The following is a 22,732-nucleotide window of genomic DNA, read 5'->3' on the forward strand; positions in this document are numbered from 1 at the left end:
GCTACTCCGAAATCGCATCAAAGGCCGCACGCATCTCATCCACCGTCGCGTCTTCGAGACGGGTGGCAGAGCCCAACCCGTCGAGGACGACGAAGCGGATACGGCCGTCACGGTTCTTTTTGTCCAACAGCATGGCGTCGTGCAGCTCGTCGAAAGCGCCCGCCTCGTAGCGTGTGGGCAAGCCAGCTCTTGTGAGGATGTCCTCGTGGAGGGCGACCAACGGTGCGTCGATAAGCTTCCTGCCCAACGCCAAGTGCGCGACGAACATCATGCCCACCGCGACCGCGTTGCCGTGGCGCCAGGAATAGTTCTCGCGGCGCTCGATGGCGTGGCCGAGCGTGTGGCCGTAGTTGAGGATCTCGCGCAGTCCGGACTCCTTGAGGTCCTGGCCGACAACGCACGCCTTCACCGCCACGGAACGGCGCACCAGCTCCGGCCAATGGTGCTCCGCACCGTCTTTGTAAAGCTCGAGGATCTGCGGATCCGCAATGAACCCGGTCTTGATCAGCTCCGCGGAGCCGGAGACGACCTCTGCTGCCGGCAGGGTGTCAATGTGGGCAAGGTCTATGAACACACTATCCGGCTCATGGAACGCCCCAACGAGATTCTTGCCGGCAGCGGTGTTGATGCCGGTCTTGCCGCCCACGGCCGCATCCACCATGGCCAAAAGCGTTGTGGGCACCTGCACGACCTTGATGCCGCGCATCCACGTCGCCGCGGCGAAACCGGCAAGATCCGTCACCGCGCCGCCGCCGAGGCCGACAACCGCGTCCTGGCGAGAAAAACCGTGCGCACCGAGCGTGTCCCAGAGGTTGGAAAGAACCGCTAGGTCCTTCCCGGCCTCCGCGTCAGGCACGCACACCGCAACCGGCTCCACCCCTACGTCATTGAGCGTTCCTGCGAGCGCCTGTGCGGCATCCCCAAGCGGCGACTGGTGCACGACAAGCGCCCGGCGGGCACCGATGTGTGCGACGCGCTGGGCAGCCTGGTCAAGATTGTCGCGCTCAATATGGATGGAATACGGGTTTTGGCCCGTAACCTCAACTACGGCCATGCGTCTCGCCTTTCTCCTAAAAGGTTAATCCACGTCGATGAACCCGAGGACTTCCGCCACCACACGCTGCGGCGGGCGTTCGTCCGTGCGCACGCGGAAGCTGGAGACCTCGCGATAGAGCGGCTCGCGCTGCTCCAACAAGTCGCGGTAGCGCTGCTCACGGTCGTCGCCGTCGAGCACAGGGCGCGACGCGTCCTCGGCGGTGCGGCGGATCCCCTCTTCGACGGTGACATCAATCCACACAACAGTGTGGCGCTGCAGCAGCGCTCGCACTTCTTCGGAGACAATCGCGCCGCCACCGAGGCTGACTACTCCGCCAGTGGCAAGCGCGCGGGCAACGTAGCCCACCTCGAGCTTGCGGAACTCCTCCTCGCCGAGCTGCGCGTACACCTCGCCGCAAGTCTTGCCCTCCCCTTGCTCGATCAGCACGTCGGAGTCCACGATGGGCAGGTTCAGTGCGCTGGCGATGCGACGGCCGATGGTGGACTTCCCAGCCCCCGGCATGCCAACCAACACGACACGCGGTGCGGAGTACACCATCGCCGGAGAGGCGGCGACGAGCTCGGTCGCACTCGGCGCGTCGTTTTCGTCGAACGGCGTCGCGCTTTCCGGTGCCAGATCATCCACCAAGTCATTCACGATGTCTGCCGGGGATCCCCCGGCCGGGGTGGTCATGTCATGTCCTCCTCTTGGACAAACGCCAGCCTGTCTGCCGTGTATGCGCGGTACGACTCCACGTTGCGTCGCACCTCGTCCACAGTATCGCCGCCAAACTTCTCTGACACCGCCTGAGCCAACACCAGCGCAACCATCGCCTCAGCGACTACACCACCGGCGGGCACCGCGCACACGTCCGAGCGCTGGTGAATACCGGTCGCTGCCTCTCCGGTAGACATGTCCACGGTTTTCAGCGCGCGCGGGACGGTAGAGATCGGCTTCATCGCCGCACGCACCCGCAGCTGCTCGCCGTTGGTCATGCCGCCTTCGAGACCGCCGGCACGGTTGGTGGAACGTTCGATGCCGCTCTGCCCGCGCACCATCTCGTCGTGCGCCTGCGAGCCGCGACGGCGCGCTTCCTCAAAACCGTCGCCGACCTCAACGCCTTTCACCGACTGGATACCCATGAGCGCGGCAGCCAGGCGCGCATCCAAGCGACGCTCGCCGGAGACGTGCGAACCCAAGCCAACGGGCAGTCCGTCCACGATGACCTCGACAATGCCGCCGAGCGTGTCGCCGTCTTTCTTCGCCGCCTCAATGCGGGCAACCATGTCGGCTTCCGCGTCCTTGTCGTAGGCGCGCACCGGCGAAGCGTCGATAGCTTCGATGTCCGCAAAACTCGGGTGTGGGCCGTTGTACGGAGCAGACTCGCCGATGGAGATCACATGCGAAAACACCTCGACGCCCAACGTTTCACGCAGGAAGCTGCGGGCCACAGTCGCCGCCGCCACACGCGCTGCGGTCTCGCGCGCAGACGAGCGCTCGAGCACTGGACGCGCCGAATCAAAGCCGTACTTGATCATGCCCGCGAAATCCGCATGGCCCGGGCGCGGGCGGGTCAACGACGCTCCTCGCCCGGACGACATGGCCTTCGCCACCTCCGGGTCCTCCAAGTCCACGGGCTCGGCGGACATGATGGTGGTCCACTTCGGCCATTCAGTGTTACCGATCTGGATGGCAATAGGACTGCCAATCGACGTTCCGTGCACCACGCCGGTGAGCAGGGTGAGCTCATCGGCCTCAAACTTCATGCGGGCGCCGCGCCCGTAGCCGAGACGGCGGCGGGCCAACTGATGGGCAATCTCTTCTTTACGCACCGGCAAACCTGCCGGCGCATTCTCCACTAACGCAATGAGGGCTTGGCCGTGCGATTCACCGGCCGTTGTCCAACGAAGCATGGCGATATTCTTGCACAAGCCGAGCTCCTCTCCGCCCTTAAACCCCCGAATACATACACAAAAGAGGAATCAGCGCCCACGCAGCGGACAGCATGGACGGTCCGTGCGGCACAGAGCGCCTGCCGCACGCGACGGCAGCACCGACGGTGAGCAGGCCCGATAGCCCAAGTCCCGCAACCACGCCAAACGGCCCGCCGGCCGCCGCGCAGACTACCCCGAGCGGTACCGCAAGTTTGATATCGCCCCCGCCGATGCCCCGCCCCACCAGCAGATACCACGCTGGCCACATCAGCCCCCATACCAGGGACACGTCCCACAGACACGCGGCCGCAGCTGCAACCGCAGGCGGCACCGTCAGCGCGTCCGGCAGCCTGCGCTCACGGATGTCGTAAGTGCACAACAGCACAGACCAAAGCAGCAAGGCCGCGACTCCCCCGTACCCCATGATGGCGAGACTAGCGGGAGCGCTCCCAGTGGTGCAACAGCGTCTCACGCATAGCCTCGCGGGGAGCTACAACGCCAGTGAACTGCTCGAACTGGGCATAAGACTGCCCCGCCAGCATGGACAGCCCGCCCACCACCGCGTAGCCGTTCGAAGCGGCGCGAATAGCCAAGGGCGTCGGCCACGGGTTGTAGATCACATCGAACACCGGGGCATGCCCGAGTGCCTCGGCGTGCCGCTCCAACGCATTCGCGGGGACGGTGGACACGACGACATCCGCTTCCAAAGCGATAGCCTCAAGGTCCGCGTCGAAGGTGCAGAAGGATACGTCCATGCCCTGCACCAATTCCACATACTCAGCCGCGCGGTCTGAACGGTTGACAACGGTGACCTGCTCGCAGCCGCTCTCGCGCAGGGCCCACATCACGGCACGGGCGGTACCTCCGGCACCGACCAGGATCGCGCGTTTGGCCGGGGTCTTTCCCAGCAGTTCCTGCAGGGCCACCAACGCGCCTTCGCAGTCGGTGTTGTCGGCGCGCCATCCGCCGGCGACACGCGTCAGCGTGTTCGCAGAACCGATCTGCTTCGCCCTCTCGGTCACCTCATCTGCGACATCCAGCGCCGCGAACTTGCACGGCATGGTCACCGAGAATCCGCGGAAGGATTCGTCCGCCTCCCCCACGATCCGGGAAAGGTCGTCCGCCTCGCAGAGGATCCGGGTGTACTCCCAGCCGTCAAGGCCCGCCGCCTCGTATCCGGCGTTGTGCAGAACCGGGGACAGGGAGTGCGCGATGGGCGAGCCGAGCACGGCGGCGCGGTGTGTGGTTTCCATGGGTTAACGCTGAGAGTCGAGCACGCCGGAGTCCACCGCACGCTGGGTGTCGTTGAGGTGCTGCTCGAATGTGTCGTTAAAGATCGTCGTGCCGTCCTTGTCCACGGTGACGAAGAACAGCCAATTGCCTTCGGCCGGGTGCTCCATCGCTTCAATGGCCTCGATCGACGGAGAGGCAATCGGCGTTTGCGGCAGCCCGTCCATGGCGTAGGTATTCCACGGGGTGACACGACCGCGGTCTTCGTCGGTGGTTGCGACCTCAACAGACGGCAGGCCGTAGTTGACCGTCGAGTCGAACTCCAGGCGCATCGGCTCATCCAGGCGGTTCAAGATGACACGGGCGACCTTGTCAAACTCTCCCGCGGGCGCCTCGCGTTCAACCAGCGACGCTGCAGTGAGCAATTCGTACGGAGTCAACCCAACAGCCTGAGCGCGGCCGACAATATCGGTGGATTCGTACTGCTTCGCGGACCGGGTGATCAGATCTGTCAGGATCTCTTCTGCGCTCGCGTGCGGGTCGATGATGTACTCGCCCGGGGCAATCAGACCCTCGAGACGCTTCGCGTCACCAGCGCGGCCAGCGACCGTCTCACGCGCCCACTCCGGCACACCAAGGGATTCCGGATCGGCCTCCGCCGCAACCTTGTTCAGGTCCTCCAGCTTCACGCAGTCGGGCGCGGGCTTCTCACCGCAGGCGGACTGCTGAATCATGGTGAGGATGCCCAGGCGCTTTTGTCCGCCGAGGATGTTGATGTCCATCAGGGTCGCGCCGCCGTAGACCTGCAACGGCGTGACGCGCTGCTGCGGATCAAGCAGTGCCTCCACAGCAGACTCGGCACTCATCTCCTCTTGCAAGCGGTAAAAGCCGGGCTGGATGTTGTCGGCGTTCTGATTGTTCGCCGCAGCTGTCTGGAACGCATTGTCGGACGCGACGATGCCGCGCTCTTCCAGCTCCGGGCCAAGTGCGGAAAGGCTGGCGCCTTCCTTGATCTGCACTACCTGTTCTTCGCCGTTGCCCGCACCCTCGTAGTCGGACACGTTGTTGCCGCGGGCGATGGCAATCCAGGCGATCAAGCCGATGATCAGCAGGAGCGAAGCAACCAGCACTGCGGTGCTCCGTGTGCGCCGCATGGCGGCTTGTCGTGGGGTCACGGTTAATTCTCCTTGAGGTAGTTCTTGCGGCCGTCCAGCCATGATTGCAGAATCTCCACCGCTGCCGCCTGGTCGATCACGGCGCGTGCGTCCTTTTCGCGCACACCCGACGCCCGCAGAGCCTGGGTGGCGGCGACCGTGGTCAGCCGCTCATCCGCCATTTTCACCGGCACGTCGCTGCGACGCTGAATACGGAAAGCGATCTCTTTTGCGTGCTTCACACTCTTCGACCCGTCGCCGTTGAGGTTCGACGGCAAGCCGACGACAACCTCCACCGCATCAAATTCGTCGATGAGCGCCAGCAGGCGTTCGATGTCCTCGCCGTCGCGGTCCTTGAACCCGGTGACCCGGCGGACCGTTTCAACAGGGGTAGCCAGCGTCGCATCCTTGTCAGAGGAAGCGACGCCGATCCGGACGGTGCCCACATCGATGCCGATGCGGCGGCCCTGCCCCGGGTCGTCGAGCCCCGGGGTGTCTGGCTGCACCTTCATCCGTGTTTCCTTTCCACCTTCGACGGCTACGTGAGTAACAGACCGGTTAACGGCGGGGCGGTCAACTGGCCTTGGTTAAACCTAACCGTTTCCTGTGGAACCGGCGGGGCGCTGGCTCGGCGTGTCACGGATTACAACGTGGCTATCCCACGAGCGATTCACGCACCGCGCACAGCGCATCATCGATGCCGGCCGGGTTGGCGCCGGTGCCCTGCGCCAGATCCGGCTTGCCGCCGCCCTTACCGTCCACGTACTGGCCGATCAGCTTGACCAAGTCCCCAGCCTTCACACCAGATTCCACGGCCTGCGGCGTCGCAGCAGCGGCCAGGGACACCTTCTCGCCCGTTTGGGAAAGCAGCACGATCACAGCGTCTTCCGCCTGCAGCTTGCCTCGCAGGTCGTTCGCGATCGTGCGCAGGTCGCCGGTGTTGATGCCTTCGGGCAGTTGCTTTGCGACGAGACGGTGCACGCCCACCGTTTGCGCCTCATCCGCCAAGTTGGCGGTGGAGGCCAAAAGCTGCTGGCGGTGCAGGTTTGCAATCTCCTTCTCGGCCGCGCGCAGGCGCTCGGTGAGCTGGGCGATACGGTCCGGCAGCTGATCGGTCGGGGCCTTCAACTCCGCGGCCAGACCGGACGCGAGCGCGGCCTCCTTGGACAGGAACTTGAAGGAATCCATGCCGGAGTAGGCCTCGATGCGGCGCGCGCCGGAGCCGACGGAAGACTCGCCGAGGACAGCCACGGGGCCGATCTGGGAGGCGTGCTCGACGTGAGTGCCGCCGCACAGCTCGATGGAGAACGGCCCGCCGATCTCCACCACGCGCACGGTGTCGCCGTAGCTCTCGCCGAACAGCGCCATCGCACCCATCTCCTTCGCGTGCTCGAGCGAGGTTTCAAGGGTGTTGACCGCAAAGTCCGCGTCCACCGCCTGGTTGGTGATGGTGGCGATCTCTTGCAGCTGCGCGTCGGTGAGTTGCTCGGTGTAGTTGAAGTCGAAGCGCAGGTAACCGGGCTTGTTCAAGGAACCAGCCTGGACTGCGGTGGGTCCGAGCACCTGGCGGATCGCGGCGTGGATCAAGTGGGTCGCGGAGTGCGCCTGGCGGGCGCCGTGGCGCCATGCCTCGTCCACTTCGGCGGTGACGGTGGAGCCCAGATCCAGCCCGCCGTTTTGCACTGTGGCCTTGTGCAGCCACAGCTTCTTGCCCACGCGCTGCACGTCGTTGACGTTGAGGATGGTCTCACCCATGACCAGGCGGCCGCGGTCGGCCATCTGGCCGCCGGACTCTGCGTACATCGGGGTCACATCAAGAATGACCTCGACCTCGTCGCCCTGGGCAACCTCCCCGACCTTCTCGCCGCCGCGCACCAGGCCGATGACCTTCGCGTCGTGGGTGAGCTGGTCGTAGCCCACAAACTCGGTCGGGTTCGCGTCCACCCATTCGCGGTAGAGCGACTCGTCCACGTTGCGGTGCTTCTTCGCCTTGTTGTCGGCCTTGGCGCGCTCGCGCTGCTCCTGCATAGCCGCGTTGAAGGCGTCCATGTCCACGTCCAGGCCAGCCTCGCGGGCCATCTCCACGGTCAGGTCGATCGGGAAACCGTAGGTGTCGTGCAGCTCGAAGGCTTGCGCGCCCGGCAGGACCTTGGCGCCGGATGCGGAGACGGCGGAGGCGGCTTCGTCGAAACGCGAGGTGCCCGCCTCCAGGGTCTTGGAGAACGCCTTCTCCTCGGCGACGGCGACGCGCAGGATGCGCTCGCGGTTGTCCGCGATCTCCGGGAAGGACGGGGTCATAGTGTCCATGATGGTGTTCATCAGCGTCTCCATGACCGGGCCGGTCGCGCCCAGCAGGCGTGCGGAGCGGATGATGCGGCGCAGCAGGCGGCGCAGGATGTAGCCGCGGCCCTCGTTGGACGGGGTCACGCCGTCGAGGATGATCATCATGCCGGTGCGCGCGTGGTCGGCGACGACGCGGAAGCGCACGTCGTCGTCCTTGTTGCCGGCGTCGTACTTCGCGCCGGTCAGCTCCACGGCAGCGTCAATGACGGGGCGCAGAAGGTCGGTCTCATACACGTTGTCCACGCCCTGCAGGATGCAGGCGACGCGCTCGATGCCCATGCCGGTATCGATGTTCTTCTGCGGCAGCTCTCCGACGATCTCGAAGTTGCCCTTCTTGTCGCCCTCGCCGCGGATGGACTCCATGAACACGAGGTTCCAGATCTCCATGTAGCGGTTGTCGTCGGCGATCGGGCCGCCCTCGACGCCGTACTCCGGGCCGCGGTCGTAGTAGATCTCCGAGCACGGGCCGCAGGGGCCGGGGATGCCCATGGACCAGAAGTTGTCCTCCATGCCCATGCGTTGGATGCGCTCTTCCGGGATACCGATCTTGTCGCGCCAGATCGAGGCAGCCTCGTCGTCGTCCAGGTAGACCGTCACCCACAGGCGCTCCGGGTCCAGGCCCAGCCCGCCGTCCTCGACAGCGCCGGTGAGCAGGGTCCAGGCGTGCGTGATTGCGCCTTCCTTGAAGTACTGGCCGAACGAGAAGTTGCCGGCCATCTGGAAGAACGTGTTGTGGCGGGTGGTGATGCCCACTTCCTCGATGTCCAGGGTGCGCACACACTTCTGGATGGAGGTGGCGGTGCCGTTAGCGAAATCCGGAGTCTGGTCGCCCAGGAAGTACGGCTTGAACGGCACCATGCCGGCGTTGACGAACAGCAGCGTCGGGTCGTCCAGAATCAGCGGGGCGCTCGGCACCGGGGTGTGGCCGGCCTCGACGAAGTGGTTGGTGAACCGCTCTCGGATCTCATGGGTCTGCACGCGTGATTGTCCTTTCAGCAGCGCCGGTTTTTATCCGCGCTTACTCTACCCCGCGCCCGGACGCAGCCCGGTGTCACCGCCCGCGGACGAGGGCACGCAGCCGCCCGATGAAGTCTTTGATGCGCCGCTCCGCGCCGTGGTCGGTGGGTTCGTAGTAGACGGCCTCTTCGAGGCCGTCGGGCATGTACTGCTGCTTGACGACGCCCAACGGATCATCATGCGGGTAGACATAGCCCACCGCATTGCCCATGGCCTTCGCGCCTTCGTAGTGCCCGTCGCGCAGGTGCGCCGGCACCGGCGGGGCGTGGCCTGCGCGCACGTCCGCTAACGCCCGGTCGATGGACTGGATCACCGACGGCGACTTCGGCGCCGTGGCCAGGTGGATCGTCGCCTGCGCGAGTGCGAGCCTCCCCTCGGGCATGCCGATGAACTGCACCGCGTTCGCCGCAGCGTTGGCGGTCTGCAGCGCGGTCGGGTCTGCCATGCCGATGTCCTCGGAGGCGTGGATGACCAGGCGCCGCGCGATAAAGCGGGGGTCCTCCCCCGCCTCGATCATCCGGGCCAGGTAGTGCAGGGCGGCGTCGACGTCTGAGCCGCGGATGGATTTGATGAACGCGCTGACGATGTCGTAGTGCTGGTCGCCGTCCCGGTCGTAGCGCACAACGGCACGGTTGACGTTTTCTTTCACCGTGTCGACGGTGATGGTCTCCCCCGGCTGCACCGCCTCGGCCGCGGCCTCCAAATATGTCAGCGCGCGGCGGGCGTCGCCGCCGGCGAGGAGGACCAGCTGGTCGCGTGCGTCGTCGTCAAGCTCGAATTCGCCGTTGAACCCGCGCTCGTCCGCCATCGCGCGGTCCAGCACCCCGCGCAGATCGTCGGTGTCGAGGGACTCCAGCTTTAGCAGCAGCGAGCGCGACAGCAGTGGCGCAACCACGCTGAAGCTCGGGTTTTCCGTGGTCGCGGCGACCAACAGCACGGTGCGGTTTTCCACTGCGGCGAGCAGCGCGTCCTGCTGGGTCTTGGAAAAGCGGTGGACCTCGTCGATGAACAGCACGGTTTTCTCGCCGCGGATGAGATCGCGCCGTGCTTCGTCGATCACGGCACGCACTTCTTTCACGCCCGAGGACAGCGCCGAGAGCGCAACGAAGTTCTGACCCATCGCGGACGCGATCAGCGATGCGATGGTGGTCTTTCCTGTGCCCGGCGGGCCGTAGAGGATCACGGAGGCGGCCCCGGAACCGTCGATAAGCCTTCGCAACGGCTTGCCCTCGCTGAGCAGGTGCCGCTGGCCCGCAATCTCGTCGAGGGTTCGCGGGCGCATGCGCGCGGCCAGAGGTGCCGAGGCCCCCGCCTCGAAAAAGGCGGTGCCTCGGTTGCCGGAATCGCCGCGGCCGTCATTGCCACCAGCGGCTGCGAAGAGTCCCTCTTGCTCCACCAGAACCTCTCCTAGCGCAAGCGCTCGGCCAGCGTCTGGGCGAACTCGCTTATCGTGCGGTAAGCGGGGTCCTTGCCGGTGCCCGCGAACGCGGCGAGGGACTCGAACGTCTCGCGCAGATCCCGGCGCACAAGCACCTCATCTGCGGTAAACGGCCCCTTCGAAGGCGGTCGCAGCACATCACCGGCGTGGTCCGCGGAATGCTCTTCTGCATCCACGCTCGCCTCAAGCGGACCGAGGCCGGACACGTCGAGGCCTGCAGCCTCGAAGTCCTCCTTGAGCTTGGCGTCGTGCTCGAGCAATTCTGCCGGGCTGACCGGGTCCAGCATGGCCACGCTGCTCATCGCCCAGCCAATGAGCCCCGCGGTAATCCGTGCCTGGAGCGTATCCGGGTGCTCCACGCTGGGCCAGATGCCGCGCACCTCGCTCACCCACGCGTCGACGAAGGCGTCCGTGGCTGCGGCGTTGAACGGCTGCGCCGCGAGGAAGACCGGGAAGCGGGCAACCACAAACGCCACGTCGAAGGTGACGTCCCGAAAACCCGCCCACTCGTAATCCAGGAAATGGAAGGAGTGGCCGGTCTGGATGATGTTGTCCGGGGTCAGGTCGAACGGCGTGAACGCGCGCATGCCGCCGCGGAGCAGCCGCGTGCGCACGTTTGTGGCGGCGAACCGGACCTCCCCCGGAATCTCGATGCCGGCGTTTTCCAAAAACTCCACGCCGATGCGGATGCGGTGCGACAGCAAGCGGTCACGCAAGAGCTGCAGGTTCGCCGCGTTCTGCCGCGAACGCGTCATGCGCTGGAACAGCACGTTGAACGCGTCCTCGTCGTCCGCGGTGCCGGCGTGCATCTTGCCCAGCGCGCGGCCAAGGCGACGCAGGAGATCCACGTGGGTTTCCGCATCGGCGTCCTGCAGCAGGTCCGCAAGCGTGCGCCCGTCGCCCAGATCCGAAATGATCAGGATGCGCTGCGCAGTGTCGTAGCCCAGCAGCACCGGGCCCGGGCGCACTTCCTCGCTTAACGACGTGGCGAACTGGTAGGCCACCGTCTCACGCAAGAACGCCGCGTCCGCCAGCTCGTCGCCGGTGGCCGGCGAGTGCTTCACCACCACCGAGCGGTGCTGGAAAAACGGGTTGTTCACAACCCGCGCCCGAAACACGTCCGCAAGCCCTGAGCCGTCGAGCCTCTCGACGTCGACAAGCTCCTGCTCGCCGCCGTAGCGCTTGGTCAGAATGTCGGCGGCTGCGCGGATGATCTCCTGCGTATCGCCCATGGCTGGCCTACTTCTGGTCGCCGGCCCCGGCCTCGCTGCCCTGCGCTTCGGCGTCCTTCTTCGGTTTGAAGTCCACACCGGTCTCCTTGCGCTGCTCCGCCGGAATCGGTGCCGGGGCATCCGTCAGCGGATCCACGCCGCCACCCGACTTCGGGAAGGCGATGACGTCGCGGATGGACTCAAAGCCGCCGAGCAAGGAAACAATGCGGTCCCAGCCGAAAGCGATGCCGCCGTGCGGCGGGGCACCGTACTGGAAGGCGTCCAGCAGGAAGCCGAACTTCTCCTCCGCTTCCTCGTCGGTGATGCCCATGACCTCGAACACACGCTTCTGCACATCGTGCTCGTGGATACGGATGGAGCCGCCGCCGATCTCGTTGCCGTTGCAGACGATGTCGTAGGCGTAGGCGAGCGCCTCGCCCGGGTTCTCCTCGAAGTTGTCCAGGAACTCCGGCTTCGGCGACGTGAACGCGTGGTGCACTGCGGTCCACTTGGAGTGGCCGAGCGCTACATCGCCAGAAGCAGTGGCATCCGCGGCAGGCTCGAACAGCGGCGCGTCAACGACCCAGGTAAATGCCCAGTCGCCGTCCTTGATCAGGTCCAGCTTGCGCGCGATCTCGCCACGGGCTGCCCCCAGCAGCGCGCGGGACGCCTTGGTCTCGCCGGCGGCGAAGAAGATGCAGTCGCCCGGCTTCGCGCCGACGTGCTCGGCGATGCCGGCCTTCTCCTCGTCGGTGATGTTCTTGGCCACCGGGCCGGTCAGCTCGCCGTCGTCCTGCACCAGGATGTAGGCCAAGCCCTTCGCGCCCCGCTGCTTCGCCCACTCCTGCCAAGCGTCGAGCTGGCGGCGCGGCTGGGACGCGCCGCCGTCCATGACCACAGCGCCGACGTACTCCGCCTTGAACACGCGGAAGGTGGTGTCCTTGAAAAACTCGGTGCATTCCACCAGCGGGATGTCGAAGCGCAGGTCCGGCTTGTCGGAGCCGTACTTTTCCATCGCTTCCTTGTAGGTCATGCGCGGGATCGGCGTCTGGATGTCGTAGCCGATCAGCTTCCACAGCTCGACCAGGATCTCCTCAGCAAGCTCGATGATGTCGTCCTGGTCCACGAAGCTGGCCTCAACATCCAGCTGGGTGAACTCCGGCTGGCGGTCCGCACGGAAGTCCTCGTCGCGGTAGCAGCGTGCCAGCTGGTAGTAGCGCTCCATGCCCGCCACCATGAGCAGCTGCTTGAACAGCTGCGGCGACTGCGGCAGGGCGTACCACGAGCCCGGCTTCAAACGTGCGGGGACCAGGAAGTCTCGCGCACCCTCCGGCGTCGAACGCGTCAGCGTGGGAGTCTCAATCTCCGTGAAGTCGTGGTTGTCCAGCACGCGGCGTGCCGCCTGGTTCGCCTTCGCGCGCAGACGCATCGCCTTTGCCTGGCGCTCACGGCGCAGGTCGAGGTAGCGGTAACGCAAACGAGCTTCTTCGCCGACCTCGCTAGAGGACGCGTCCTCGATCTGGAACGGCAGCGCCGCGGCCTTGTTCAACACCTGCAGGTCGGTGACGTTGACCTCGATCTCACCGGATGCCAGGTTCGGGTTTGCAGAACCTTCCGGACGCGGCTCGACGGTGCCGGTGACCTGAACGACGTACTCGCTGCGCAGGTCGTGCGCAGCCTCAGCAACCTCAGACTCACGGAAGACCACCTGGGCCAGCCCGGAGCGATCGCGCAGGTCGATAAAGATCACGCCGCCGTGGTCACGACGACGGGCCACCCAGCCGGTGAGAGTGACAGTTTGGCCTTCGAGTTCTCTATTCAGGTTCCCCGCAAGGTGAGTGCGCAGCAAGGTATCCACGTCCTTCCACGTGATGGCAAATCTAACCTGGCAAAGTTTACCCGGCGCTGTGGCTCCACGCGTCCGGCCCCCTCTTGCCGCAGGCTCGACACAAGTGCCAAAGGACCCAGATCCCACACTTACCCTAGTTATTTGGCAGAATCCTGACCATGACTTTCAGAGGCGACTACGCACAGGGCCAAGGCGGCAACGTCAATACCAGCTCCGGTGGCGGCCGCGGAGGCGGCGGCTTAGGAAACGGCGCAATGATGCTGCTTCCGCTCCTGCTGCGCGGAGGCGGCGGAGGCACGATCATTTTGGTCCTGCTTGCCCTGCTGTACTTCAGCGGCGCATTCGACGGAATCCTCGGTGGCGGAGGCGACTCCCAGTCGCAGTCCCAGGGCGAGTACTCCCTGGAGCACTGCCAGGAGCAGGGTTCCTCCAACGAGTACGACGACTGCCGCGCGGCGGCGACCATGGGTTCACTGAACACCATCTGGGCCGAGGTGTTGCCGGCGCAGTCTGAAACCCAGTTCACTAAACCGGAAATGACCATCTTCAAAGGCAGCGTGAATTCCGGATGCGGCTTTGCCAGCTCAGACACTGGCCCGTTCTACTGCCCGCAGGACACCACCGCGTACCTGGACGTGAGCTTCTTCGACCAGCTGTCCCAACTCGGCGGCTCCAACGGCCCGCTCGCGCAGGAGTACGCCACCGCCCACGAATACGGCCACCACATCCAGAACCTCGAGGGCACCCTCGGCCTGAGCGACTACAAGAACCCGGGCGAGGATTCCGCCGCGGTGGCAATCGAGCTGCAGGCCGACTGCTACGCGGGCCTGTGGGCGCACCACGCTTCCAAGGGCGAGAACGCAGCTCTTGAGCCGATCAGCGACGAGCAGCTGCAGCAGGCGCTGCAGGCGGCGCAGTCCATCGGCGACGACAACATCCAGAAGCGCTCCGGCGGCGAGGTCGATCCGGACGCGTGGACGCACGGCTCTTCGGAGCAGCGCATGCAGGCGTTCAAGTCCGGCTACGAAACCGGCCAAATGTCCGCCTGCGACACGCTCAACCGCGGCGTGTACAAGAGCTAAACCGCCGACTCACCGCGCACGGGACCAAGGACCAGCAGATGCACGAGATCTAGCGTATCCCTCTCTCCTTTACCCCGACGGGGCTGGATCCAGCTAGTGGCACCTCATTTATCGCCCCCTGGGGCCGATTAGCTGGACCTTGATAGCTGGATCCGCGGATGGGGCCCGCGCCATAAGCCCACCGAAACCCTTGCTTCCCACTCCAAAACGGCACGTCGCTACAGTGGCCGGCATGAGCAATGCTGAGCCTAACCGCGCCGTGCCGTTTCTTGCTGCGTTCAATTCCATCGAGAAGTTCTTGCGCAGCGAGCTGGACGCGAAACGGTCCGACTCGTTTTCCTGGATGGCCCGGCTGGCGGCGAAGAAAGGCATCATCACCCTCGAGCAGTCCGAGACGCTGCAGGAGTTCGCTGATCTGCGCAACGCGATCAGCCACGGCGAGTACGACAACCTGCGCCCGATCGCCGAGCCGCTGCCCGAAACTGTTGCGGAGATCGAGCGGATCCGAGATGCTCTGCTCGCCCCGACACTTGCGCTGGATGTGGTGGAGCACCAGCGGGTGGTCACCTTCTCCCCGGACACGGACATCCATGAGCCCCTCAAGGTCATCGCATCCGATGGCCTCGCCCAGTTCCCGGTCTACGAGGGCGGCGAGTGCGTCGGTTTGCTCACCACCAATGCGATTGCGCGTTGGCTAGCCGCAGAGTTGCGAGACGACGACACCATTTCCACAGGGACTGTGGCGGAGGTGCTTGAGCACAGCGGCAAGCTGGATGAGCCGATCTTTCTTCCGCGCACCGTGACCGCTGCCGCTGCGGTTGAGGCGTTGAGCACCCCGCTGAGCTCTGGTGCAGTGCCTCGTCTTGCCATCATCACGGAACACGGAAAGCCGTCGCAGAAGCCCATCTCTGTGCTGGGGGCGACAGACATTCCGGCGCTTGCGCAGGAAAGTTAATATTCCGGCTTCGCTGTGGCGCCGCCCACCTTTTCGTGCGGTAGTATCCCCGGCATGTCTGCAAACTTTGTGAGCGTTGTTGACCTGTTCAGCATTGGCATCGGCCCGTCTTCCTCCCACACCGTCGGCCCGATGCGTGCAGCCCAAGCCTTCATCGACAAACTCGACACATTCCCGGCCAAAGTGCTGGTGGAGCTGCGGGGATCTCTCGCTGCCACCGGCGTTGGCCACGGCACCGACCGAGCAGCCTTACTTGGGCTTGTCGGCTACACCCCCACCACTACATCGGCTGATATCGAGCCGAAACCGGGCGAGCCGATCCCCGCTACGGGCACTGTCTCCGGCCCCACCGGCACCGTGGAATACGAGCTCCGGTTCGATCCCGCCCCAGTTGCCGCCCACCCGAACTGCCTGATCTTCGACGCGTGGGATGCCGAGGGCAACGTTCTCGCCGAGCGCGAGGACTACTACTCCGTCGGCGGCGGCTTCATCCAGGACCGCTGGGAGATGGAGGAGCACCGTGACGAAACCGGCGTTGCGGCAGCCCGCGAGATCCCCTCGGTGCCCTACCCCTTCAACACTGCTGCCGAGCTCATGCAGCGTTGCGACGGGACCGGCTTGACCATCGCCGACATCATGCGCGCCAACGAGGAATCCATCCACGGCCGCGAAAAGCTCGACGCCCACCTAGACGCGGTGTGGAACGTGATGCAGGAATGCGTGGCGCACGGCTTGAAGACGGAGGGCACGCTGCCCGGCGGGCTCAACGTCAAGCGGCGCGCGAACCGCCTGCACCGCCTGCTCACCGCCGAGTACGAGGCGTCCACCGCCCGCGGGCTCGACGCGATGGAGTGGGTCAACCTCTACGCGTTGGCCGTCAACGAGGAAAACGCCGCGCACGGCCAGGTGGTCACCGCGCCGACGAACGGCGCCGCCGGCATCATTCCCGCGGTGATGCACTACTGCCGCGACTTCACGGACGACTTCACCGTCGAACGCGCCCGCGACTTCCTGCTCACCGCAGGCGCAGTCGGTTCGATCATCAAGACCAACGCGTCGATCTCTGGCGCCGAGGTGGGCTGCCAGGGCGAGGTCGGCTCGGCGTCTTCCATGGCTGCCGCCGGCATGTGCGCCGCCCTCGGCGGCACGCCGGCCCAGGTGGAAAACGCCGCGGAGATCGCCCTCGAGCACAACCTCGGCCTGACCTGCGACCCCGTCGGCGGTCTCGTGCAGGTGCCCTGCATCGAGCGCAACGCCATCGGCGGCGTGAAGGCCATCAACGCGGCGCGACTGGCCAAGCTTGGCGACGGCACCAACATCGTCACCCTCGACGACGTGGTGGAGACCATGGCCGCCACAGGCCGCGACATGATGACGCAGTACAAGGAGACGTCCATGGGCGGCCTAGCGGTGCAGCTTGGCCTGCCGGTGAACATCACCGAGTGCTAAAACTTAGGCTCCCGCGCCGGTGACCGCCTGGGTCACCGCCTGGACCGTGAGCGCCACGGACTCCTGCGAGTGCTCCGCGAGGTTCTTCACCGCAACCTCACCGGCCTCGAGCTCGCGCTCGCCGAGCACGAGCGCGTACCTCGCGCCAGCGCGGTCGGCGCCCTTCATCGAGCCCTTGAGCCCGCGCTGCCCGTAGGACATGTCGGCGGAGACGCCGGCGGCGCGGAGCTCGTCGATAAGCTTGCTCATCTTCACACGAGCCTCGTCGCCGATGGCGATGCCGAAGACATCTACCCGGTGGGCCGCCTCTTCGAGCTCCACGCCCTCTGCCTCAAGCGCGAGCACGGCGCGGTCCACGCCGAGGCCGTAACCGATGCCGGACAGGTCCGGGCCACCAATCTGGGCCATCAGACCGTCATAGCGGCCGCCGCCGCCGATGCCGGACTGCGCGCCCAGCCCGTCGTGGACGAACTCGAAGGTGGTCTTGGTGTAGTAGTCCAGCCCGCGAACCATGCGGGGGTTGATCACATACGGCACGCCGAAGCTGTCCAGCGCCGCGGTGACGGCCTCAAAATGGGCGCGGCACTCGTCGCAGAGGTGATCCAGCATCAGCGGCGCATCCGCGGTCATCTCGCGGACTTCCTCACGTTTGTCGTCGAGCACGCGCAGCGGGTTGATCTCCGCGCGCTTGCGGGTTTCCTCGTCCAACGGCAGGTCGAAGAGGAACTGCTGCAGCTTCTCGCGGTACGCCGGACGGCAGTTCTTGTCGCCCAGGCTGGTCAACTCAAGGCGGAACCCGCTCAGGCCGATTGCGCGGTAGCTGCGGTCCGCCAACGCGATGACCTCGGCGTCCAGCAGCGGGTCGTCCATGCCGATGGCCTCCACGCCCACCTGCTGCAGCTGGCGGTAACGGCCAGCCTGGGGGCGCTCGTAGCGAAAGAACGGGCCGTAGTAGTTCAGCTTCACCGGCAGGTAACCGCGGTCCATGTTGTGCTCGATGAACGCGCGCATGACACCCGCGGTGCCCTCCGGGCGCAGCGTCACGGAGCGGCCGCCGCGGTCTTCGAAGGTGTACATCTCCTTGCTCACCACATCCGTGGACTCGCCCACACCGCGGGCGAATAGCGTCGTGTCCTCGAACACCGGCAGCTCGATGTGCTGGTAGCCGGCGATGCGAGCCTGGCGGGCGAACTCGTCGCGCACATGGATAAACGCCGCCGATTGCGGCGGCGCATAATCCGGCACGCCCTTCGGGGCGGAAAGCTTCTGAAACTGGTCGTTCTTGTTCTCGCTCACACCGGGCAAGTCTAATGCAGCCGTCCCCCGCCCGGGGCGAATGCCCGTTTAGCGGTCCGCGTTGGCCTGGCGCAGGTACGGGTTGGTCGCGCGCTCCTGCGCCACGGTCGTCGCGGGGCCGTGGCCGGGCAGCACTTGCAGTTCGTCGGCTAAGTCCCACACCGGCCCCCGCAGCGATTCCTGCATTTGCGCCGGGTCCGAGTCCGGCAAGTCTGTGCGCCCGATGGCGCCGCGGAACAGCACGTCGCCGGAGAAAACTACCTCGTCGGCGACCAGCATCACGCAGCCCGGCGAATGGCCCGGGGCGTGCACCACCCGCAACTCCACGCCCGCTACTGTCAGCGTCTGCCCGTCCTCGATGTGCGTGGGGTTGTCGATCGGGGGCATGGCGGAGGCGTCGTAAAGCTGGCGTGCTTGCTCGCTGACCCCCTCGCCGCGCAGCAGCATGAACGCGTCGGCGGGATGGATGAACGTCTCCAACCCGAACGCCGCGGCGTCGCGGATGTGGTCGATGTGGCCGTGCGTGAGCACCACCGCCTCGACGGTCAGCCCCTGTTCCTGCACCAGCTGGCTCACCGCCTCGTGCGCGCCGAGCCCGGGGTCGATCACAAACGCGCGATCCCCGTTGGAAACGACGTAGCAGTTGGTTTGAAAAGGTCCTGCGGCGAAACCGGCGATTCTCATGCCGGCCACTATATCGGTGCTGATAGGCTTTCTAGCCGTTCAAGGGCGGATGCTTATCGACGTCTACTCCGCCCATCCCGACAAATTGGCGAGGTGTATACCCCAGTGGCATCGAACGAACAGCGCGGCAAAGAAGCACTGTCCCACCTGAAAAGCGAGCTGGATTCGCGCGACCGCAAGGAGAAGTCCCGCCCGTGGTCGGTGGCGGCGATCTCCGCGGCCGTGATCGCGCTGATCGGCGGCGGCATCTACTTCGCAGCCAACAACGACAGCGGCGAGGACCTCGCCGCCAGCGAGACCACCGCCGCCTCCGAGGCCACCACCGAGGAGCAGGAACCGTTCGACGCCTCGCAGTTCGAGCCGATCGCCACCAAGCGTGAGCAGGCGCTGCCGGCGACGGTGAACTGCACCTACGACGAGGCTGAGGAGCAGGGCGGCGACGGCGTCGGCATCCCGAAGACCGACGACGTGTCCACTGAGGGCACCCTCACCGTCAAGCTGGACACCAACCAGGGCCCGATCGGCATGGAGCTGGACCGTGCGGCTTCCCCCTGCACCGTCAACGCCATCGAGTACCTCGCCGAGGAAGGTTTCTACAACGACACCGTCTGCCACCGCCTGACCACCGGCGACGGCCTGAAGGTCCTGCAGTGCGGCGACCGCGCCGGCACCGGCGCCGGCGGCCCGGGCTTCCAGTTCGCCAACGAGCTGCCCACCGACCAGGCGCTCGAGGGCATCGACCTGTCTGAAGCGGGCCTCCCGGAGGGCGCCTCGGAAGAAGAGCTGATGCAGGCCAAGACGATGATGCTGCAGCAAAATAGCCAGCCGCAGCGCTACGACCGCGGCACCATCGCCATGGCGAACGCCGGTGTGGACACCAACGGCTCCCAGTTCTTCCTCAACTACGGCGACTCCGTGCTGCCGCCGCTGTACACCTACTTCGGCCAGATCGACGACGAGGGCCTTGCCACCCTGGACAAGATCGCCGAGGCAGGCGTCGAAGGTGGCCAGCAGGAAGGTGCACCGGCCGACGAGGTCCGCATCAAGAAGGCGTCCGTGAAGTAGCAGCGGGCAGTAACGCTTCAGCCCGTTGAAGCGACGTAGCTCTGGGAATCGCCTCAGAGCTTACTGTCCTAGGTAGCGCTCTACCAGCGCACCCGATAGCATTCCGAGAAGCACACACATTTTTACGAGTGAGGAAAATTCGATGAAGCTTCGCACCAGCCTTGCAGCGGCAGCAACCGCCACCGCGGTCATGGTTTCTGGCGCCGCAGTCGCCGACGCAGCTCCGACGGTCAACGACACCGCAGAGAGCAAGTCCAAGGACTCCGGCGGCAAGGACTCCGACAAGAGGACCATCAAGGACAGCCTGTCCTCCTCGAGTGAAGAGGGCTCCTCTATCGAGGACATGAGCCCGGAGGAGCTGAAGAGCTGGATCGCCGTGGTCACCGCGATCATCGGCATGCTCACCCAGGTGCTGTCCATCGCGTCTAAGTTCGCGCGTTAGAGCCACCGCGTTCTCGCACGGGGCACACTCGCGCCGCTGCGCAAAACACAACCGGCTACCTACTACCGGCTACCAGCGAAAATTTCCGTTGGTAACCGGCTCTAGGTAGCCGGTTCTTTTCGTTCCAGCCCCACGACCGCGCCAACGGCGACGCCGTCGCTCCCCCTCGCGGGAAACGGCGGCGTTGTCGCGTGCAGCCTCTATCAGGTCAGGATCGTGCTCGTCCTACTTGTTGTTGTTCAGCAGCGCGATCGGGCCAAGCACGGAGTCAATCGGGAACGCCAGCGCCAGCGGCAGCACGAGAGCCAGGACAGCGGCGATGATGCCGAGAATGACGCCAATCGGAGCGTCGGAGGAGGAAGAAGCGGAGCTTTGCTCCTCGGTCGGCTTCTGCTCCTCGGTCGGCTTCTCTTCCGGAGCCGGCTTTTCAGCCTCGGCAACAGTTACCGGCAAGGACACCTTGGTGCCTTTGTCGGTGGTGATCTCCAGGGTCTGCTCGCCGGACACGCCCGCCGGGATCTCCAACTCAATCTTTGCGCGGCCCTGCTCGCCTAAGCCCTTGTCGGCGTCGGTGACCGCGTTGTCGACGTCGGCGGTAGCCGTTGCCTCGCCCACCTTCGCGGTGACGGTCTCAGCCTGCGCCTCGCCCTCGGAGGAGTAGCTCAGGGAGGTCAGCTCGATGGTGTTCTTCTGGCCAGCCTTCAGACCGCCCTCCGGGAGCACCACGCCGACGTCCTTTTGGCCCTCACGGACCTGGGCGTCGCCGGTCTGCAGGTAGTCCACAAATGCCTGCAGATCGTTGTAGCCCACATCGTTGCGGTCGCGGACTTCGTCAGCGTTGATCAGGGCGTCGCCACCGTCGAGCAGGAAGGTCGACGCTGCAACGGTGTAGTCCTTCTCCGGATCCACGGACTCGCCGTTGATCTGGATGTCCAGGATGCGGTTGCCACGCTCAGCGTTCGGGTTGTACGTGTAGGACACGTTGTCGGACAGGCCCATGTCCAGACGCGGGCGACCCGACTTTGCTGCAACCTCCGGGGTCTGCCACTGATTCTCCAACGCTTCCTTGATGGCGGCGCCGGACAGCTTGGCAACAGCGATGTTGTTGCCGAACGGCTGGACGGTGGCGGCCTGTTCGTAGGTCACATCGCCCTTGGTCAGGTCCGCACGAACACCGCCGGCGTTCATCACACCGAAGTCGATCTCGGTGTCGAGGAATGCGGAAAGCGCAGCGACGGCGGACTGCGCCAGCATGTTGTTCGCGGTGGACTCGGTGCCGCGGTTGGAGCCTGGCTTATCCTCCGGATTGGAGCCACGCTTGAAGTCGGCGGCGATGTTGGCGACGACCTTCTGGCGGAGCTCGCTGGCAATCTTGTCTGCCTCTGCAACGATCTTCTCAACCTCGGCATCAGGGGTGATGCCGAGCTCCTCGAGCTGCGACGCCTCGATCTGGCGACCGTCGACCTCGACGAGCTTCTTCTCGGCCTTATCGTAGGTGAAAGCAATATCGGTGACGACCTTGCCGTACTCGTGGGACTGCGCGTACGGAACCTTGCCGTCGCGGTCGAGCTCCAGGCGCTTGATGTGGTCATCGCCACCGAATACGAAATCGACGTACTTCGCGTCGAGCTTCGGTGCGCTGGTGTGGGCCGGATCGTGAATCAGAGCGATGACGAGGTCAGCCTTGCCGGACTCCTTGAGCTTCTTGGCCTCGACGTTGACCTGCTCGGCGGAATCCGTGAACTTCACACCCGCAACGTTGGCCGGGCTGGACTTTTCCGGGGTGAGGTTGGAGGTCGTGCCCACCAGGGCAACCTTCACGCCCTCCTTCTCCACGATGGTGTACGGCTTCACCGGTTGCTCGCCATCAACGAAGATGTTCGCGCCGAGCTGCTTGTCATTGGTGCCCGGAACGATGCGGTCGATCAGGTCCTGGTAGCCCTTATCGAACTCGTGGTTGCCCACAGCGGAGCCGTCGGTGCCGATGGCTTTGATGAAGTCCATCGTGTACTTGTCGTCGGAGATGAAGGAAACGAACGCCGAGCCACCCTGGTTGTCACCGGAGGTGGTGACGATGGTGTTCGGGTTCTGCTCACGCAGGTAGTTCATGATGCCCGCGACATTGGCGGCACCCATCTCGTCGCCGGCCTTCGGGGTGATTTCCTTGACTTCCTTGCCATTCTCGTCGAGGACCGGGTTGCCTGCGGCGTCCTTCACCGTGGTCGTGGACGGGTTGTACTTCAGGCGACCGTGGAAGTCGGTGATGTTGGCAACGTTGATGGTGACCTGGTCGGCCTCAGCGGCTGCGGCGAACGGTGCTGCGGTGAGCACCACAGCGGTCGTGGTGGTTGCGGCGATCAGGGCGCCAGCGCGGCGGAAATCAAACACGGGAGACTCCTCAAATATGCGGGATGGTGTCCCTCCCTTGTATCCCGGTTTCCGAGTTCCCGCAGAACAACTTCGCCACATACAAACCCTTTTGCTGGGGAAATAACCTTCCGTGCACCAACATTTCATCTGCCGGAAACCTTGGCGCCGGCTAAAAGG

General features: G+C 65.2%; 19 protein-coding genes. 5 read left to right on the plus strand and 14 right to left on the minus strand.

Going from position 1 to position 22,732, the window contains the following annotated elements; translation table 11 throughout:
* Position 1 precedes the first annotated feature (1 nt).
* The 11 genes from aroB to aspS all read right to left on the minus strand — a co-directional run bounded on the left by aroB (position 2) and on the right by aspS (position 13,212).
* Positions 2 to 1,054, minus strand: a complete 1,053-nt coding sequence (gene aroB, locus HMPREF2791_RS01445) for a 3-dehydroquinate synthase (RefSeq protein WP_070474446.1) — start codon at positions 1,052 to 1,054, stop codon at positions 2 to 4.
* A gap of 24 nt (positions 1,055 to 1,078) precedes the next feature.
* Complete coding sequence (locus tag HMPREF2791_RS01450) at positions 1,079 to 1,594, minus strand: shikimate kinase (RefSeq protein ID WP_070474541.1); 516 nt, start codon at positions 1,592 to 1,594, stop codon at positions 1,079 to 1,081.
* Positions 1,595 to 1,725: 131 nt separating this feature from the next.
* On the minus strand, positions 1,726 to 2,949 hold the full coding sequence (gene aroC / locus HMPREF2791_RS01455) for a chorismate synthase (RefSeq protein ID WP_070474538.1): 1,224 nt from the start codon (positions 2,947 to 2,949) through the stop codon (positions 1,726 to 1,728).
* Between the two features lie 37 nt (positions 2,950 to 2,986).
* Positions 2,987 to 3,370 carry a prepilin peptidase gene (locus HMPREF2791_RS01460; RefSeq protein WP_246825294.1) on the minus strand — a complete coding sequence of 128 codons (384 nt, stop codon included), beginning with the start codon at positions 3,368 to 3,370 and terminating at the stop codon, positions 2,987 to 2,989.
* 34 nt (positions 3,371 to 3,404) lie between these two features.
* A complete protein-coding gene (locus HMPREF2791_RS01465; RefSeq protein ID WP_070474440.1) occupies positions 3,405 to 4,223 on the minus strand; it encodes a shikimate dehydrogenase in 819 nt (272 codons plus the stop codon).
* Positions 4,224 to 4,226: 3 nt separating this feature from the next.
* A complete protein-coding gene (mltG, locus tag HMPREF2791_RS01470; RefSeq protein ID WP_070474436.1) occupies positions 4,227 to 5,354 on the minus strand; it encodes an endolytic transglycosylase MltG in 1,128 nt (375 codons plus the stop codon).
* A gap of 23 nt (positions 5,355 to 5,377) precedes the next feature.
* Complete coding sequence (ruvX, locus tag HMPREF2791_RS01475; RefSeq protein WP_070474433.1) at positions 5,378 to 5,866, minus strand: Holliday junction resolvase RuvX; 489 nt, start codon at positions 5,864 to 5,866, stop codon at positions 5,378 to 5,380.
* Positions 5,867 to 6,008: 142 nt separating this feature from the next.
* Positions 6,009 to 8,675 (minus strand): alanine--tRNA ligase, encoded by a 2,667-nt coding sequence (gene alaS, locus HMPREF2791_RS01480; protein ID WP_070474430.1) that lies wholly within the window; start codon positions 8,673 to 8,675, stop codon positions 6,009 to 6,011.
* A 73-nt stretch (positions 8,676 to 8,748) separates the two neighbouring features.
* On the minus strand, positions 8,749 to 10,110 hold the full coding sequence (locus HMPREF2791_RS01485; RefSeq protein WP_070474428.1) for a replication-associated recombination protein A: 1,362 nt from the start codon (positions 10,108 to 10,110) through the stop codon (positions 8,749 to 8,751).
* A gap of 11 nt (positions 10,111 to 10,121) precedes the next feature.
* On the minus strand, positions 10,122 to 11,384 hold the full coding sequence (locus HMPREF2791_RS01490; protein ID WP_070474425.1) for an aminoglycoside phosphotransferase family protein: 1,263 nt from the start codon (positions 11,382 to 11,384) through the stop codon (positions 10,122 to 10,124).
* Between the two features lie 7 nt (positions 11,385 to 11,391).
* Entirely contained in the window at positions 11,392 to 13,212 is a 1,821-nt protein-coding gene (gene aspS, locus HMPREF2791_RS01495) for an aspartate--tRNA ligase (protein WP_070843998.1), read from the minus strand.
* A 158-nt stretch (positions 13,213 to 13,370) separates the two neighbouring features.
* Between aspS and HMPREF2791_RS01500 the strand changes: the two genes are divergently transcribed.
* The 3 genes from HMPREF2791_RS01500 to HMPREF2791_RS01510 all read left to right on the plus strand — a co-directional run bounded on the left by HMPREF2791_RS01500 (position 13,371) and on the right by HMPREF2791_RS01510 (position 16,698).
* Positions 13,371 to 14,294 (plus strand): KPN_02809 family neutral zinc metallopeptidase, encoded by a 924-nt coding sequence (locus tag HMPREF2791_RS01500; RefSeq protein WP_070474420.1) that lies wholly within the window; start codon positions 13,371 to 13,373, stop codon positions 14,292 to 14,294.
* 232 nt (positions 14,295 to 14,526) lie between these two features.
* Positions 14,527 to 15,249, plus strand: a complete 723-nt coding sequence (locus HMPREF2791_RS01505; RefSeq protein WP_070844000.1) for a CBS domain-containing protein — start codon at positions 14,527 to 14,529, stop codon at positions 15,247 to 15,249.
* Positions 15,250 to 15,303: 54 nt separating this feature from the next.
* On the plus strand, positions 15,304 to 16,698 hold the full coding sequence (locus HMPREF2791_RS01510) for an L-serine ammonia-lyase (protein ID WP_070843964.1): 1,395 nt from the start codon (positions 15,304 to 15,306) through the stop codon (positions 16,696 to 16,698).
* A gap of 3 nt (positions 16,699 to 16,701) precedes the next feature.
* On the opposite strand, the gene hisS is transcribed toward HMPREF2791_RS01510, so the two are convergent.
* Positions 16,702 to 17,994, minus strand: coding sequence for a histidine--tRNA ligase (gene hisS / locus HMPREF2791_RS01515; protein WP_070843966.1), 1,293 nt, complete (start codon positions 17,992 to 17,994; stop codon positions 16,702 to 16,704).
* Positions 17,995 to 18,042: 48 nt separating this feature from the next.
* Entirely contained in the window at positions 18,043 to 18,678 is a 636-nt protein-coding gene (locus tag HMPREF2791_RS01520; RefSeq protein WP_210400143.1) for an MBL fold metallo-hydrolase, read from the minus strand.
* 105 nt (positions 18,679 to 18,783) lie between these two features.
* Between HMPREF2791_RS01520 and HMPREF2791_RS01525 the strand changes: the two genes are divergently transcribed.
* Positions 18,784 to 19,743: a peptidylprolyl isomerase gene (locus HMPREF2791_RS01525; RefSeq protein ID WP_070843970.1), complete on the plus strand. Its 960-nt coding sequence runs from the start codon at positions 18,784 to 18,786 to the stop codon at positions 19,741 to 19,743.
* A gap of 142 nt (positions 19,744 to 19,885) precedes the next feature.
* Positions 19,886 to 20,185, plus strand: a complete 300-nt coding sequence (locus HMPREF2791_RS01530) for a hypothetical protein (RefSeq protein ID WP_070843972.1) — start codon at positions 19,886 to 19,888, stop codon at positions 20,183 to 20,185.
* Positions 20,186 to 20,410: 225 nt separating this feature from the next.
* Here HMPREF2791_RS01530 and HMPREF2791_RS01535 read toward each other — a convergent pair whose 3' ends face one another.
* Complete coding sequence (locus HMPREF2791_RS01535) at positions 20,411 to 22,573, minus strand: bifunctional metallophosphatase/5'-nucleotidase (protein ID WP_070843974.1); 2,163 nt, start codon at positions 22,571 to 22,573, stop codon at positions 20,411 to 20,413.
* Positions 22,574 to 22,732 lie beyond the last annotated feature (159 nt).

Source organism: Corynebacterium sp. HMSC034A01 (genome assembly GCF_001838175.1).
In the GTDB taxonomy this organism is placed as follows: domain Bacteria; phylum Actinomycetota; class Actinomycetes; order Mycobacteriales; family Mycobacteriaceae; genus Corynebacterium.

Bases quoted from the DNA above. Each gene is read 5' to 3' on its own strand.
- aroB (WP_070474446.1), bottom strand. From the start codon at position 1,054: ATGGCCGTAGTTGAGGTTACGGGCCAAAACCCGTATTCCATCCATATT.
- HMPREF2791_RS01450 (WP_070474541.1), bottom strand. From the start codon at position 1,594: ATGGTGTACTCCGCACCGCGTGTCGTGTTGGTTGGCATGCCGGGGGCT.
- aroC (WP_070474538.1), bottom strand. From the start codon at position 2,949: ATGCTTCGTTGGACAACGGCCGGTGAATCGCACGGCCAAGCCCTCATT.
- HMPREF2791_RS01465 (WP_070474440.1), bottom strand. From the start codon at position 4,223: ATGGAAACCACACACCGCGCCGCCGTGCTCGGCTCGCCCATCGCGCAC.
- mltG (WP_070474436.1), bottom strand. From the start codon at position 5,354: ATGCGGCGCACACGGAGCACCGCAGTGCTGGTTGCTTCGCTCCTGCTG.
- ruvX (WP_070474433.1), bottom strand. From the start codon at position 5,866: ATGAAGGTGCAGCCAGACACCCCGGGGCTCGACGACCCGGGGCAGGGC.
- HMPREF2791_RS01490 (WP_070474425.1), bottom strand. From the start codon at position 11,384: ATGGGCGATACGCAGGAGATCATCCGCGCAGCCGCCGACATTCTGACC.
- HMPREF2791_RS01500 (WP_070474420.1), top strand. From the start codon at position 13,371: ATGACTTTCAGAGGCGACTACGCACAGGGCCAAGGCGGCAACGTCAAT.
- HMPREF2791_RS01505 (WP_070844000.1), top strand. From the start codon at position 14,527: ATGAGCAATGCTGAGCCTAACCGCGCCGTGCCGTTTCTTGCTGCGTTC.
- HMPREF2791_RS01510 (WP_070843964.1), top strand. From the start codon at position 15,304: ATGTCTGCAAACTTTGTGAGCGTTGTTGACCTGTTCAGCATTGGCATC.
- HMPREF2791_RS01520 (WP_210400143.1), bottom strand. From the start codon at position 18,678: ATGAGAATCGCCGGTTTCGCCGCAGGACCTTTTCAAACCAACTGCTAC.
- HMPREF2791_RS01530 (WP_070843972.1), top strand. From the start codon at position 19,886: ATGAAGCTTCGCACCAGCCTTGCAGCGGCAGCAACCGCCACCGCGGTC.